The sequence below is a fragment of the Cytobacillus sp. QJM3NY_8 genome (assembly GCF_056173585.1).
In genome coordinates this window covers 4,880,209-4,894,176 of the sequence record NZ_CM149681.1, presented here as the reverse complement: position 1 = coordinate 4,894,176, position 13,968 = coordinate 4,880,209, and the positions used below count along the sequence as shown (strand labels likewise).

The window sequence follows — 13,968 nt, the reverse complement described above, 5'->3', positions numbered from 1 at the left end:
TACTATTTTCGACAACCATTAGATAAATATCCCTATATAATATACATATTCTACTAATTTCAAAAGTGAGTAGAGTGATAGGAATTTGAATAGCGGAGGAAAAGAGATGAGTCAGTTCAAAAGGGTAATATGCTTGTTTCTGGTATTGCTTCTTGCAGTCCAGCCCATCACAGTTTTGGGAGTGGAGAAAGAGAATACGGCCAAAGCCAGCCGTCTGAAGGAAACCATCCATAAGGAGGGGGCTCCCAAAAAGGTTCAAGAGGCCACAAAAGATATTAGGACTGTAACTAAAGATGACTTTCCTTTAATGGAACCTGGTGATTTTGCTGGTACATTACTGGATAGCTGGAATTCATATCATCATTTATGGTTTGAAGATGTTTTGGAATATACCGATTCCAGAATGATGCTTGAATTCTATTATCAATCATCTGCGTATTATTCAAAAGATTCCATTGTCACCCTTGAATTTTATGAAGAAGAAAATGACAGCTTTGCGTTCCTGGGGTCTGTGGACTATGATTTGTACGGTATCCAGAGCGCTTATTTGGAGTCATATATTGATAAATCCTATTTTGCAGAACAGCCATACATTTATATGCGTCTGGGTGTTTCAGAAAGTGTTTATTCAGAATATTATTCAGATGCCTTCTTGTTAAAAGTGAAAAATCCTTTTTATAAAGGTGAAGAGGAAGGACCATCGAACAAATATACCATCATCAGCAATGAATCCGTTTTAGGGGATTCCTATCAAAGCACTGGGCAGTTCTCTATCAACAATGACAAGTATGCTTCCAATAAAAAGCTTAAGCAAGATGCATACAGACTAGATGTAAAGAAGCCCTTTGATGTGAGGAAAAATAAAGGGAAGCAGCTGGGGAGCTATAAAAGCAAAAGAGCAGCTTATCAGCTGGGCCAATCAAAGTATTTCTGGGTGTACGATTTTTACACCTATGCGGATTATCAAATAAACGCAACACTCCTCTATTCCGGGTCAAAAGCGAATGTGTGGGTAAATAATAGCCAGCTGACACAAAAGCAGGCTGAAGACCTTGGCAAAGAGTTTGATGCAGGCATTCATCCGATTATTACAAACCATTTCGCTAATGAATCGGATGTGGATGGTGACGGAAAAGTTAATATTCTTGCTTATGATATCCAGGATGGATTTAATGGGAGCGGAGGTTATATAGCCGGGTATTTCTATCCGGGGGACCTGTATAATATTCAGTATTCAAACCAATCAGAGATCTTCTATGTGGATACCTATCCGCTAATGGGGACCGGTGCAGCAAAAGATCCTTCAGCATCCTATGAAACGCTGGCTCACGAATTTCAGCATATGGTCAACTTCAACCAGAATGTCTTTATTGAAGGCGATGAAGACGGCATGGATATCTGGCTTGATGAAGCCTTGGCCATGGCGGCAGAACAAGTGTACACAGGGCAGCCGCTGACTGACAGAATCGATTATTACAACTATTCCAATTCAATTGCCAGAGGACACTCACTCCTGTATTGGGACTATGATGGCGACACGCTTGCTAACTATTCCCTATCCTATTTATTTGGACAGTATGTAAAACTCCAGGCAAACAAAGGCAATGCCATTTTTAAAGAGATCCTGAAGGATTCCAATAATGACTATAGGGCAGTAGAAAATGTCATGAAGAAGTATGTGGATCCGTCACTTACATTTGGGAAGACGATGACAAATTTCCGTGGAGCACTTTTGTTGAAGCAGCACGACGGGCAATATGGATTTAAAGGTGAGCAGGCTTTTAATGCTCTGCAGCCGAGACTATATACAGGAGCATCCACCAATTTAAGGGGCGGAGGTGCCATTGTTACGCAGGCATCAAATGAGATTCCAGTGGACAAAGGGGCGGATATTACATATACCTTTGTTGGTGAGGAAGAGGATACAACTCCGCCTGCTGCTCCAACAGTTAATCCGGTCAGTGACCAGGATAGCACTGTAACAGGAAAAGCAGAAGAAGGCAGTAAAATAACAGTGAAAGCTGGAAATACTCTGCTGAGTACTGCAACTGCTGACAGCAGCGGGAATTTCAGTGCTGCAATAGCAAAGCAAAAGGCAGGAACAGTTTTATCGGTGACGGCGGAAGATAGCTCCGGAAATAAAAGTCCTGAGACCGAGGTTACGGTACTAGATAAAACTGCTCCTGCAGCACCTAAAGCAGATCCTGTAAGAGACTATGATAAAAAGGTAACAGGCCAGGCAGAAGCGGGCTCTACAGTGACAGTGAAAAAAGGCTCGTCTGTTCTTGGCACGGCTGCAGCAGGAACAGACGGAAAGTTTAGTGTAGCATTAAAGGCTGCTGAAAAAGCAGGAACGGTCTTAACGATTACCGCCACTGATAAGGCTGGGAATGTGAGTAAAGCAACTAATGTTACGGTAATAGACAAAACTGCTCCTACATCGCCAAAGGCTGACCCTGTAAAAGATTATGATAAAAAGGTAACGGGGCAGGCAGAAGCGGGGTCAAAAGTGACAGTCAAGAAAGGAAGCAGTACACTCGGTTCGGCTACTGCTGATAAGTATGGGAAGTTCACTATAAGCTTGAAATCTGCACAAAAAGCCGGCACTGTACTGAGTTTGACAGCGGCAGATAAAGCCGGCAATGTAAGCAAAATGGCTAAAGTAACAGTAATAGATAAAACAGCTCCGGCCGCACCAAAAGTAAATTCGATGAAAGACACTGATAAAAAAATTACAGGAACAGCAGAAGCCGGGTCCAGAGTTACTGTGAAAAGAGGAAGCACAATACTCGGTACAACTACAGCAGCTAAAGATGGAAAGTTCACTGTCACAATCAAATCAGCTCAAAAGGCTGGCACCGTTTTATATGTAACGGCAAAGGATAAGGCAGGCAATACAAGCAAGGCAGCAAAAATCACGGTGAAGGACAAAACGCCGCCTAAAACGCCTTCCGTTAACAAGGTGACATCATCATCAACAAAAGTAACCGGAAAAGCTGAAGCTTATTCTACGGTATATGTAAAAGCTGGCACTAAGGTAATTGGGTCTGCTAAAGCCGCTAAATCAGGCAGTTTTTCAGTAAAGATAGCTAAACAGAAAACAGGAAAAATCCTTTATGTTTATGCCAAAGATAAGGCAGGCAATACCGGGAAGTCCGCAAAAATAACTGTGAAGAAGCGATAATAAATTGAGGGGGAAAGGCTGCGGCCTTTTCTCTTTTTTTATGACACATTGATAGGGAAATCCCTGAAAGAGGTTTCCGGTACGACTCTTTGTGAATAATGATAACAGCAATGAAACATCCTATTTACAAACATTTGCTATAAATTAACAGAATCTTTACAGCTGTCCATCAGGCACATTGTTAGAATAAAAATATATGCCCAAAACAGTCCTATGGACAATTACTTGTAAAGAAAGGATTTAATATGATGTCGAAACAAAAGCTAGTACTCTCTGTTGTGACTGCGTTTTTCCTTATCTGCCTATTTGGAATCATCATTATAGAGCCTGCTGAAATCTGGAATAGAATTAAACATAACAGTGAAAAAATGAATGTTGTTGGGTATTCTGACAATGTTGTTTATGACGGAAATCATTATAAATTACTTCATCCTATTGGTGAAAAGAATGGTTCGCTCTATATATCCCTGCCTGATTTAAAAGCCATCACGTTAGTGGAAACAGAGGAAAATGAAGATAAGCTAACGATTAGTTATAAAGATAGAAGTGTTACTTATAACAATGGATTAATTCAAAATTGCAATTTGGCTAAGGATGAAATGTGCGGATATGAAATAATAGACGGTATTATCTATGTCCCCGATCAGTCTGTCGAAAAATACTTGGGGTTTCAAATGGACTTCTTTTATGATAAGCAAACGAACACTGTCTCTATTAAAAGTCCTGAGGAGCAAACCAAAAAGCCTTATGATCAGGAACTAGGCTCTACGATTTTTGTACATAAGGAAAATGTTCCGGGTGAAAAATATGAACCGAGAAGCGGCATATACCTGGGTGGCTATGTTTTGCAGGATGAATATATAAATACGAGCATGAACACATTCAACAAGCTTACTGGAAAAACACATGCCTCCTATTTCAGATACGTCGGGTATGGAAAGCCATTTCCGAAGGAGTGGGCTGAAGATGTCATCGCGGCAGGCGGCTTCCCGCAGGTAGCATGGGAGCCGAATAATGGACTGGATGAAGTGAAGGATGATGAGTATTTGAGGCAATTCGCAAAGGATGCTGGTGAATTAAAGGTCCCGATCCTTTTACGCTACGCAAGTGAAATGAACGGAACCTGGACCTTTTATTCGGGTCATTCCGAGCAATACATTGAGAAATGGAAATTGGTGCATGAAGTGATGGAGGAAGAAGCCCCTAACGTCATGATGCTCTGGAATGTCTTCACGATGCCGGAATCAACGATTGATGAATTCTATCCCGGTGATGAATATGTCGACTATGTTGGCGTCAATATTTATAACGTTTTCTATCATAATGATAATATCGAAGCAAAATCGGATTTTGAAGATCCGCTGCGTTTATTGGACTATGTATATAACACTTACAGCCATAAAAAACCTATTGTCATTGGTGAATTCGGGGCAACCAATTACACCGTGACAGATGGGAAGCATCATGACGACTTCGCTGTTGAAAAGATAACCCGGATGTATAAATACCTTTCTGAACTATATCCGCGTGTTAAATTTATTTACTACTTTGATGTGAATAATCTTGTTAATGCGCCTGAAGGAAGGAAAATCAATAATTATGCCATTACAGAGAAAAAGAGCATTCTCAATGCATACTCAAACAATATAAAAACAAATCGTTATTTATCAAAAGTAGAGGAGAGTCCAGCTAAGAATGAGACTTATTCGTACAGAGATTTCTTCTTTTATTATGGTGGACAATTATGCGTTGATTTTCAGTTTGTACGGGATTATCTAGACATGGATGTAAAAGAAGAAAATAAACAAACATTTGAAGTAGCCTATAAAGGAGAAAGCCTAAAAGTAAAGCAGGAGACTTTGAAGATAGACAAAGCTGCCTTTTTTGAAAAAAGAGAAATAACAGGCCTTCCACTTATGGAAATCCTAAAGGGTTTTGATATGAAGTATGAATTTAAAGATGGAAATTTGCATATTTATTATTGAGTCTTTAGTTTATATAACTCGCCTAGCCCATAATTGAATAAAAAGAGAAGAGGCAAATGCCTTTTCTCTTTTTTTGTTTCTCACGATATAGTAAAAAAGTTATGGTTAAATGGAAATAAAATATATCCAAAATAAGTAATTTGGGATAAAATATTCTTAATTTTATTAAAGGAGAGATACACTTGATAGCAACTAAAACGATGAAAAGTTTCCTCTTTGCACTTCTTGCATGTTGTGCATTTTTAATGTGGGGGACAGAAAAGGCGGCTGCATCCATTTCAGATGCGAAGGCTATTAATCTTAATCAGACCTATAAAGGTGTACTTAAAGATTATGACCAGAAGGATTTCTATAAATTTACCATTTCGGCACCAGGGAATATTACACTGGCAATAAAACAAAAACACAATTCTACTTGGGATGGAGAGATTATGAACAGTTCAGGCCAGGTGTTTGAGTCGTTCATAACGGATGACAGTGAAATGGTGAGCGGAGATGCATCAAGAGCTGTTGGCCTGCCGGCGGGCACCTACTTCATAAAAATTGAAAACTACTCCGGTGCAATAGGAGTGAATTATGAATTTAAGGTTCAATATACACAATCCAATTATTATGAAAAAGAGTTCAATGATTCTCTTACAGCAGCAAATGCGATAGAGTTAAATAAGATTTATGCTGGAATGCTTAGAAGATATGATGATAAAGATTTTTACAAATTTACTCTAACAAAGCCAGGAAATATTAAGCTATTAATTAAGAACCAGCCTGGTATCGAGTGGTATGGGCATATACAGGATACCAAAGGGAATATCTATAATTATATTTATACGGATGACAGTGAAATGGTCTCCGGATATGAAACGGCAGAAGTAGGGCTTCCGGCAGGCACCTATTACGTAAAGATTGAAAATTATTCGGATGGTTTTGAAACACCTTACCAAATGAAAGTTCAATATACAGCAACAGATTATTATGAAAAGGAGTTTAATAATTCCATTACAACTGCAAACGGATTAACCCTCAATAAAATCTATAAGGGAAACCTGCAGAATTCGGATGATAAGGATTTCTTTAAATTTACCCTTACAAAGCCAGGAAATGTCGCCTTATCTATAAAGCAAAGTCCGGGAACCATATGGTATGTCCATATACAGGATACTAAGGGGAACATATACACAAAAATTTACACAGATGACAGTGAAATGATCGAAGGTAATGTGGCAAGGGAAGTTGGATTACCTAAAGGAACTTACTATGTTTTAATAAGTAATTATTCATATGGAATAGATAAACCTTACGAGTTTCAGGTGAAATATACATCAAGTAATTATTATGAGCAGGAATTTAATAATAATTTAACAAACGCAACAGCGGTTAACTTAAACCAAACCTACAAAGGGAATCTTCAAGATTATAACGATATCGACTTCTATAAGTTTTCAGTACCAAAGGATGGTCTGGTAAATCTGCAGATTCCTCAGAAGGCTGGAATGGAGTTATATGCACATATCCAGAACAGCTCCGGCAAGGTTTATAAAGACCTATACACAAATGGAAGTGAAGCCGTAAAGGGCAATGCAGCACTGCAGGTTTCCCTGAAAAAAGGAACCTATTATCTGCAGATCAAGAATTATTATGGCAGTATTGATATCCCTTATTCCTTTAAGCTTTATATGCAAACCCCAGGACTCACTTCAAGTAAAGTAACAGTGACCAATAATAAAGGAAAGAAAGATTCCATTCGCATCTCCGGCATCAAAAAGGGGGATGTGATCAAGGTATACAATGCTTCAACAAAAGGAAAGCTGATTGCCCAAAAAACGAGCACAGGATCCGCTGATACCATCAGTGTGAATCAGATTGGTGAAAAAGCAGGGAAGATCTACGTCACTGTTACCTCGCCAAGTATGACGGAAAGTAAAAGGACAGCTGTATCTTTCACTGGTGAGCAGACGAATGCAGTGAAATCAAGCCAGGTGAAAATTACAAACAATAAATCTAAAAAAGATGTCATTACCGTAAGCAAGCTTAAAAAAGGGGATGTTGTCAAAGTTTATAATGCTTCCAAAGGCGGCAAACTTTTGGCTAAGTCAGGCAAAGTGACAAAAACATCTGCTGCTATCAGCATCAGCCAGCTTGGCAAAAAAGCAGGCAGTGTTTATATAACGGTACAAAGTGAAGGGATGAAGGAAAGCGCCCGTGTGAAGGTAAGTTATAAAGGGGAGAAGTAAGGGAATCAGAAAAAATGCAAACCGGCTGGGCTGGTTTGCATTTTTTCTTTATTTGCTAATAAAAAAGTCAGTTACATATTTACTCCACAGTTCATGACCTTTCTCACTAGGAGCTTCATTCTCTTCGTTCAGATACGGTATGATTTCCTCTGAATCTGTAGAGGGCCATGCAGACCAGTGGTTAAGATAAGGAATACCGTTTGTTTCAGCGAATTTCTCTAATTCTTCAATCTGTACAAGGTAATAGTTTGCATCATAAATTGGATTTGGAGGCTGAAGAATGAACACGGTGTCAGGATTTTTTTCTTTTACTGCTGAAATCCAATTAGTAATATGAGCATGGGAGTCTTCAATCCGAACGAAACTGTTATCCTGCAAAGTGAACGGCTCTAAAACGATAAGATCTGCTTCTGCATCAATTATATCGGAAACTTTATCCTGATCGCTGAACTCCATTGAAGTGCCGTTAAAGACTTGAATGTCAACCTCAATGCTGCCCTTCCCGAAGGTCTCTTCTAGCTTTTTCTTTGCTGAGGACGCCCATCCATCTTCATTACTTCCTAAAGCTGTAGATCCTGCAAGAAGGATTTTATAAGGGATGCCTTCTAAGAGTGTTTGTTCAAATCTTCTTTTGGCTTCGGCAGGCCAGTTAGCTGATATCTTTTGAAATTCCTCTATATCTATTCTTTTGTCAGTCACTTCCGCCACTTCGGCTGGTTCTGCAGTTTTCTTTGTCTCTTGAGTAGTTGCATCTGTAGAAAGGACAGTTCTTTCCTTCCAATGGGAATTGCCCCAGTATAGGACCACCCCACAGGAGATGGCCAGCAATAAAATAAAAAAATTCTTCATAAATACCTCCAGCATAGGATTAATATTACAAATGTAAAATTTCCCAATTGAAAATTTTGTCTATCAAAAAATGCCATTTTATAGTTAAATAGGAATAGTGATAACAAAAAAGTTACATTTTCATTAAAATTATGACAAAAAATCACAAAAATGGCAACTTGCTATGATATAATATTTTGAGTTTTGTTATTTATTTTTCCTTAGGAGGATATCATGGAAGAAACAATTAGTCTAAAAGAACTATTCCATACACTGAAAAAAAGAGTGACTCTTATCCTGTCAGTAACAATTTTGGCAGTCATGATCAGCGGAATAGTCAGTTATTTTTTTCTAACACCAATATATCAATCTTCTACACAGATTCTCGTGAACCAGGCAAAAGATGAACAAAGTTTATATAGTACAGGTGAAGTTCAAGCAAACCTGCAGCTGATTAATACATATAATGTCATTATTAAGAGTGCTGCCATTCTTGAATTAGTAAAAGAAGAGCTCAAGCTTAATATGACACCTGGCGAGTTGAATCAGAAAATTACCGTTCAGAGTGAACAAAACTCTCAGGTCGTAAATATTTCTGTTCAGGATGGAGATCCAAAAAGAGCAGCTGATATCGCCAATACTACAGCAGAAGTGTTTCAGAAAGAGATCGTGGAAATTATGAACGTTAATAACGTAACCATTCTAGCGAAGGCGGAAGTAGGAGAGAATCAGGCTCCAGTTAAACCGCAGCCTCTTTTAAATATCGCCATTGCTTTAGTTGTTGGCTTAATGGCTGGTGTAGGATTAGCGTTCCTGCTTGAATATCTTGATAATACAATTAAGAACGAAGAAGATATTGAAAAAACGATTGGCCTTCCAGTCCTTGGTGTGATTGCTCAAATGGATGACACTGCTGAAAACGGGAGCCGTTCCGACCGCAAAACAAGGTTAAGAGGTGAGACTGTTGGTTCTTAAAAAGGGAGAAAAGAAGAAAGTGATGGAGCATAAACGAAAGCTTGTTACAAAGAATGATCCAAAGTCTCCGATTTCTGAACAGTACCGTACTATCCGGACAAATATTCAATTTTCTTCAGTAGATGAAGAGATCCGTACTATAATGGTTACTTCGTCAGGTCCTGGAGAGGGTAAATCAACTACAACAGCCAATCTTGCAGTTGTCTTTGCCCAGCAAGGCAAAAGGGTGCTCCTGGTAGATGCTGATCTGCGGAAACCGACAGTGCATTATACGTTTAACCTTATGAATACGAGCGGATTAACGAGTGTGCTCACAAACCAGATGACGCTTATGGAATCTGTTAAGGCTATTGATATGAAAAACCTATTCATCCTTCCTAGCGGCCCGATTCCGCCTAATCCATCTGAACTGCTGGGATCAAAAGCAATGGATTACTTTATGAAGGCAGCCCTGGAGGAATTCGACATTATCTTATTTGATACTCCGCCAGTATTAGCAGTAACAGATGCTCAAATTCTATCAAATAAATGCCAGGGTACCATTCTTGTAGCAGGCAGCGGGAAAGCGGAAAAAGACCAATTGGTGAAAACGAAAGAGCTATTAGAAGCAGCTCAAGGGAAACTATTAGGAGTCGTATTAAACAACAAGAAAATGAAAGAATCACAGCATTACTATTATTACGGTGCGAATTAACAAAATTCGACAAATTACACCCTTTACCGTATTGAAGTTAAAATGGTAACATGACAGAAGAAGGATATTTTGTCATATATTGAAAGGAGTGGAAGGAATGATTGACATACATTGTCATATCTTGCCGGGGATAGATGATGGTGCCCAAACAATAGAAGACAGTTTGGACATGGCGAAAGAAGCGGTTAGAGAGGGGATCTCCTCCATCATTGCCACTCCTCATCATAGCCAGTCTTATCATAATACAAAAGATGAAATTATCTTTGCAGTTAACAATCTAAATAATAGTTTGAAAGAGGCATCAATCCCATTGGAAATCCTTCCTGGTCAGGAAGTTCGAATTTATGGGGAAATAGTAGAAGGTTTAAGTAATGGAGAGATTCTTTCTCTTAGTCAATCACAGTATATGTTTATTGAATTTCCTTCTAACCATGTGCCGAGATATGCTGAAAAACTCCTGTTTGATATTCAGCTGCAGGGATTGATTCCGATTATTGTTCATCCCGAGCGGAATAAGCAGTTAATGGAACAGCCGGATCTATTATATCAATTTGTTGAAAAAGGCGCGTTAACCCAGGTAACGGCCTCCAGTCTTTGCGGGTATTTCGGAAAGAATATTAAAAAGTTCTCTGAGCAATTGATAGAGTTTAACTTAACCCATTTTATCGCCTCTGATGCTCATAATGTGAAGAACCGCACGTTTAAAATGGCTGAAGCATTGGACTTAGTCGATTCTAAATATGGACCCGATATGGTTTATCTTTTTAAAGAGAATGCAGAGCTCCTAGTTGAGAACAGCAATATAATGAAAGAACTGCCTGAGAGAATTAAACGCAAAAAGTTTCTTGGCATTTTTTAACCATTGCATGTTGTATAGAACTAGGCGATGCCTCCTGGCCTTTATCAATGGAGGCACTCGGCCATGCTGTGGGTGAATCAAATCACCTTAGACACACAGTTGTCACTAGCATGGTGTGAGGTGGGGTTAAATGCCCCAATTTGAATATTTAAAATTTCCATATGGAATCCGCTTACATTATATTGTTAGATCCTAGATATCTAATGAAAGTACAGGACCATTCCTGTGTTCCCATTAGATATTTATTTTTGCCTGAAAACGGACAATTATGGAATCGAAATAGGTAATATGAACTAAATTTTAGAAGGGGGCTATTTGTTTGACGTACCAAAAGCGGCTGACACTGTTGGTTTTATTGGACTCATTGATTGTTTTATCAGCTATATATGTGAGTGTTTTGACGCTTCACCCAACGTTGGCGTGGATTAAGTCCGAAACATTGCTTGTTAGCTCTATTACACTGCTTCTTAGCCATCATTTCTTTGCATCTGCTTACAGGCTTTATAACAAGGCATGGGAATATGCGAGTGTTGGAGAACTGGTAGCGATTGTAAAGGCAGTATCTCTATCTATCATGACGACAGGAATAATGCAGCAGCTGTTAATAGGGGATGTTTATTTCCGGGCTTTAATGCTTGCCTGGATGATGCACGTTCTTTTAATAGGAGGTTCACGTTTCTCCTGGCGTGTCTACCGGGATCGATATATTAAATCAACTATAGAACAAAAGCGTGCCTTAATCGTAGGAGCGGGTGCGGCCGGGACAATGCTTGCGAGGCAGCTCCTCAAAAATCAAGAAACTGAAATTAAACCAGTTGCATTTATCGATGATGACCCGAAAAAGTATAGATTACATATACATGGTTTACCCGTTGTTGGAGGTTCTAAACATATTTCGAAGACAGTGGAAACTCTCAATATCGATAAAATTGTCATTGCCATCCCTTCTCTAAATAAAAAAGAAATGCAAAGAATATTTGAAGAGTGTGCCGGAACAAAAGCCAAAACAGTCATCATGCCAATGATTGAGGATGTGATGCTTGGGAAGGTGTCTGTTAATCAATTTAGGGACGTGCAGGTAGAAGACCTGCTGGGGCGTGAACCTGTTAAATTGGATATTGACAGTATTTCGGAAAAGTTGACTGGAAAGACCGTTTTAGTAACTGGTGCAGGCGGGTCAATTGGATCAGAAATCTGCCGGCAGGTATGCAAATTCAAACCAGAGAAGGTCCTTCTTTTAGGCCATGGAGAGAACTCCATTTACCTGATTGATATGGAGTTAAAGAATAAGTATAAAAACGAAATGGAAATTGTGCCGGTTATTGCGGATATTCAGGACAGGGATCGGATTTTTGAAGTGATGGAAACACATAGGCCGGATGTTGTATATCATGCTGCTGCACATAAGCATGTGCCTTTAATGGAGTACAATCCTAAGGAAGCAGTGAAGAACAATGTACTTGGAACGAAGAATGTTGCGGAAGCTGCTGATACCTTCTGTGTTGGTACATTTGTTTTGGTGTCTTCGGATAAAGCTGTTAACCCTACGAATGTGATGGGGTCGACGAAGCGTATTGCAGAGATGGTTATTCAGGAGCTGGATAAGCAGAGTATTACTAAGTTTGTAGCCGTAAGGTTTGGGAATGTTCTTGGCAGCCGGGGCAGTGTAATCCCGCTGTTTAAGAAGCAGATTCAGGCTGGCGGACCAGTTACGGTTACCCACCCAGATATGACGAGATATTTTATGACCATTCCTGAAGCATCAAGACTAGTTATGCAAGCAGGTGCTCTTGCTCGTGGAGGGGAGATATTTGTACTTGATATGGGAGAACCAGTAAAGATTGTTGATTTGGCAAAGAACTTAATCACGCTATCAGGATATAAAGAGGAAGAAATAGGGATCCGGTTTTCAGGAATACGCCCAGGGGAAAAGATGTACGAGGAACTGCTTGGGGAGAAGGAAGTTCATAAGGAAGCGGTGTTTCCGAAGATATTTATTGGTAAGGCTGTTTTGGAACAAGAGGATGAGGTTCAATATTTGATAGATAAGTTTGATGGGATGTCTACTAATGAAATTAGTGAGTTTGTGTTGAATTTGGCAAATAGGAGAAAAAATAAAGTTCTTTCAATTGCTAAGTGAGGGGGAAAATTCAGAATGAAAAAAGTAAGGAAAGCGATTATTCCTGCAGCTGGATTAGGGACAAGATTTTTGCCTGCTACAAAGGCGATGCCAAAGGAAATGCTACCGATTGTGGATAAGCCGACTATCCAATATATAGTGGAAGAGGCTGTGGCATCAGGGATTGAGGATATTATTATCGTTACTGGTAAAGGGAAAAGGGCTATAGAGGATCACTTTGATTTCTCTTTCGAGCTCGAAGAAAACCTGATTCAAAAGCAAAAGTTTGATTTGCTTGAAAAGGTAAAAGAGCCTTCTAAAGTTGATATTCATTATATTCGACAAAAGGAACCTAAAGGGCTTGGCCATGCTGTTTGGTGTGCAAGAAAATTTATTGGTGATGAGCCTTTTGCGGTGTTGCTTGGGGATGATATTGTTCAGAGTGACACCCCTTGCTTGCGACAGCTTATGGATGAATATGAGAGGACGCTTTCTTCGGTGATCGGGGTGCAGACAGTGCCTCTTGAAGAAACACACAGATATGGGATTATTGATCCTTCTGAACATAGTGGTCGCAGGTACCAGGTGAATACTTTTGTAGAAAAACCAAAGCAAGGCACTGCTCCATCAAACTTGGCTATTATGGGCCGTTATATTCTGACTCCAGAGATTTTCATGTTTTTAGAGCAGCAAGAGCTAGGTGCCGGTGGGGAAGTACAGCTGACTGATGCGATTCAGAAGCTGAACCAGATTCAGCGTGTATTTGCTTATGACTTTGAAGGTGTACGCTATGATGTTGGAGAGAAGTTTGGCTTTATTAAAACGACGATTGAGATGGCTTTGAAAGATGAAGATTTGAAGGATGCACTAATTCGGTTTATGGATGAGAGGCTAAGTGAGTTAAAAATTATTGAAAGTTAATACAGAAACACATTCAAAAAGATTATGGGGAAATCTAGATATGCCTTTTTTATCAGGTGTATCTAGAGTTTTTATGTTTTGTACAAAGGCGATGTATTCTAGCCTATATCAAAGAAACTCGGCTATATAATGTGGGTGGATGGCCTTAGACACGATTGGTTGTCAATAGTGT

At 39.4% G+C, this 13,968-nt stretch carries 9 protein-coding genes; 8 read left to right on the top strand and 1 reads right to left on the bottom strand.

The window, feature by feature from the left end:
* The first annotated feature begins 106 nt into the window (after nucleotides 1-106).
* The 3 genes from AC0VZ9_RS24990 (at nucleotide 107) to AC0VZ9_RS24980 (ending at nucleotide 7,400) form a co-directional block, all read left to right on the top strand.
* A complete protein-coding gene (locus AC0VZ9_RS24990) occupies nucleotides 107-3,184 on the top strand; it encodes an Ig-like domain-containing protein (protein ID WP_475396861.1) in 3,078 nt (1,025 codons plus the stop codon).
* 245 nt (nucleotides 3,185-3,429) lie between these two features.
* Nucleotides 3,430-5,169, top strand: coding sequence for a glycoside hydrolase family 26 protein (locus tag AC0VZ9_RS24985; RefSeq protein ID WP_475396860.1), 1,740 nt, complete (start codon nucleotides 3,430-3,432; stop codon nucleotides 5,167-5,169).
* Nucleotides 5,170-5,351: 182 nt separating this feature from the next.
* A complete protein-coding gene (locus AC0VZ9_RS24980) occupies nucleotides 5,352-7,400 on the top strand; it encodes a hypothetical protein (protein WP_475396859.1) in 2,049 nt (682 codons plus the stop codon).
* Nucleotides 7,401-7,448: 48 nt separating this feature from the next.
* Here AC0VZ9_RS24980 and AC0VZ9_RS24975 read toward each other — a convergent pair whose 3' ends face one another.
* Entirely contained in the window at nucleotides 7,449-8,249 is an 801-nt protein-coding gene (locus AC0VZ9_RS24975) for an SGNH/GDSL hydrolase family protein (RefSeq protein WP_475396858.1), read from the bottom strand.
* Between the two features lie 213 nt (nucleotides 8,250-8,462).
* Here AC0VZ9_RS24975 and AC0VZ9_RS24970 point away from each other — a divergent pair, with 213 nt between their 5' ends.
* From AC0VZ9_RS24970 to galU, 5 genes are all read left to right on the top strand, one after another.
* Complete coding sequence (locus AC0VZ9_RS24970) at nucleotides 8,463-9,203, top strand: YveK family protein (RefSeq protein WP_475396857.1); 741 nt, start codon at nucleotides 8,463-8,465, stop codon at nucleotides 9,201-9,203.
* 22 nt (nucleotides 9,204-9,225) lie between these two features.
* Nucleotides 9,226-9,897, top strand: coding sequence for a CpsD/CapB family tyrosine-protein kinase (locus tag AC0VZ9_RS24965; protein WP_475397526.1), 672 nt, complete (start codon nucleotides 9,226-9,228; stop codon nucleotides 9,895-9,897).
* A gap of 97 nt (nucleotides 9,898-9,994) precedes the next feature.
* Nucleotides 9,995-10,756 carry a tyrosine-protein phosphatase gene (locus AC0VZ9_RS24960; RefSeq protein ID WP_475396856.1) on the top strand — a complete coding sequence of 254 codons (762 nt, stop codon included), beginning with the start codon at nucleotides 9,995-9,997 and terminating at the stop codon, nucleotides 10,754-10,756.
* A 319-nt stretch (nucleotides 10,757-11,075) separates the two neighbouring features.
* Complete coding sequence (locus AC0VZ9_RS24955) at nucleotides 11,076-12,896, top strand: polysaccharide biosynthesis protein (RefSeq protein WP_475396855.1); 1,821 nt, start codon at nucleotides 11,076-11,078, stop codon at nucleotides 12,894-12,896.
* Between the two features lie 15 nt (nucleotides 12,897-12,911).
* Complete coding sequence (gene galU / locus AC0VZ9_RS24950) at nucleotides 12,912-13,796, top strand: UTP--glucose-1-phosphate uridylyltransferase GalU (protein WP_475396854.1); 885 nt, start codon at nucleotides 12,912-12,914, stop codon at nucleotides 13,794-13,796.
* The last annotated feature ends 172 nt before the right edge of the window (nucleotides 13,797-13,968 follow it).

Bases quoted from the DNA above. Each gene is read 5' to 3' on its own strand.
- AC0VZ9_RS24965 (WP_475397526.1), top strand. From the start codon at position 9,226: ATGGAGCATAAACGAAAGCTTGTTACAAAGAATGATCCAAAGTCTCCG.
- galU (WP_475396854.1), top strand. From the start codon at position 12,912: ATGAAAAAAGTAAGGAAAGCGATTATTCCTGCAGCTGGATTAGGGACA.
- AC0VZ9_RS24985 (WP_475396860.1), top strand. From the start codon at position 3,430: ATGATGTCGAAACAAAAGCTAGTACTCTCTGTTGTGACTGCGTTTTTC.
- AC0VZ9_RS24975 (WP_475396858.1), bottom strand. From the start codon at position 8,249: ATGAAGAATTTTTTTATTTTATTGCTGGCCATCTCCTGTGGGGTGGTC.
- AC0VZ9_RS24970 (WP_475396857.1), top strand. From the start codon at position 8,463: ATGGAAGAAACAATTAGTCTAAAAGAACTATTCCATACACTGAAAAAA.
- AC0VZ9_RS24960 (WP_475396856.1), top strand. From the start codon at position 9,995: ATGATTGACATACATTGTCATATCTTGCCGGGGATAGATGATGGTGCC.
- AC0VZ9_RS24990 (WP_475396861.1), top strand. From the start codon at position 107: ATGAGTCAGTTCAAAAGGGTAATATGCTTGTTTCTGGTATTGCTTCTT.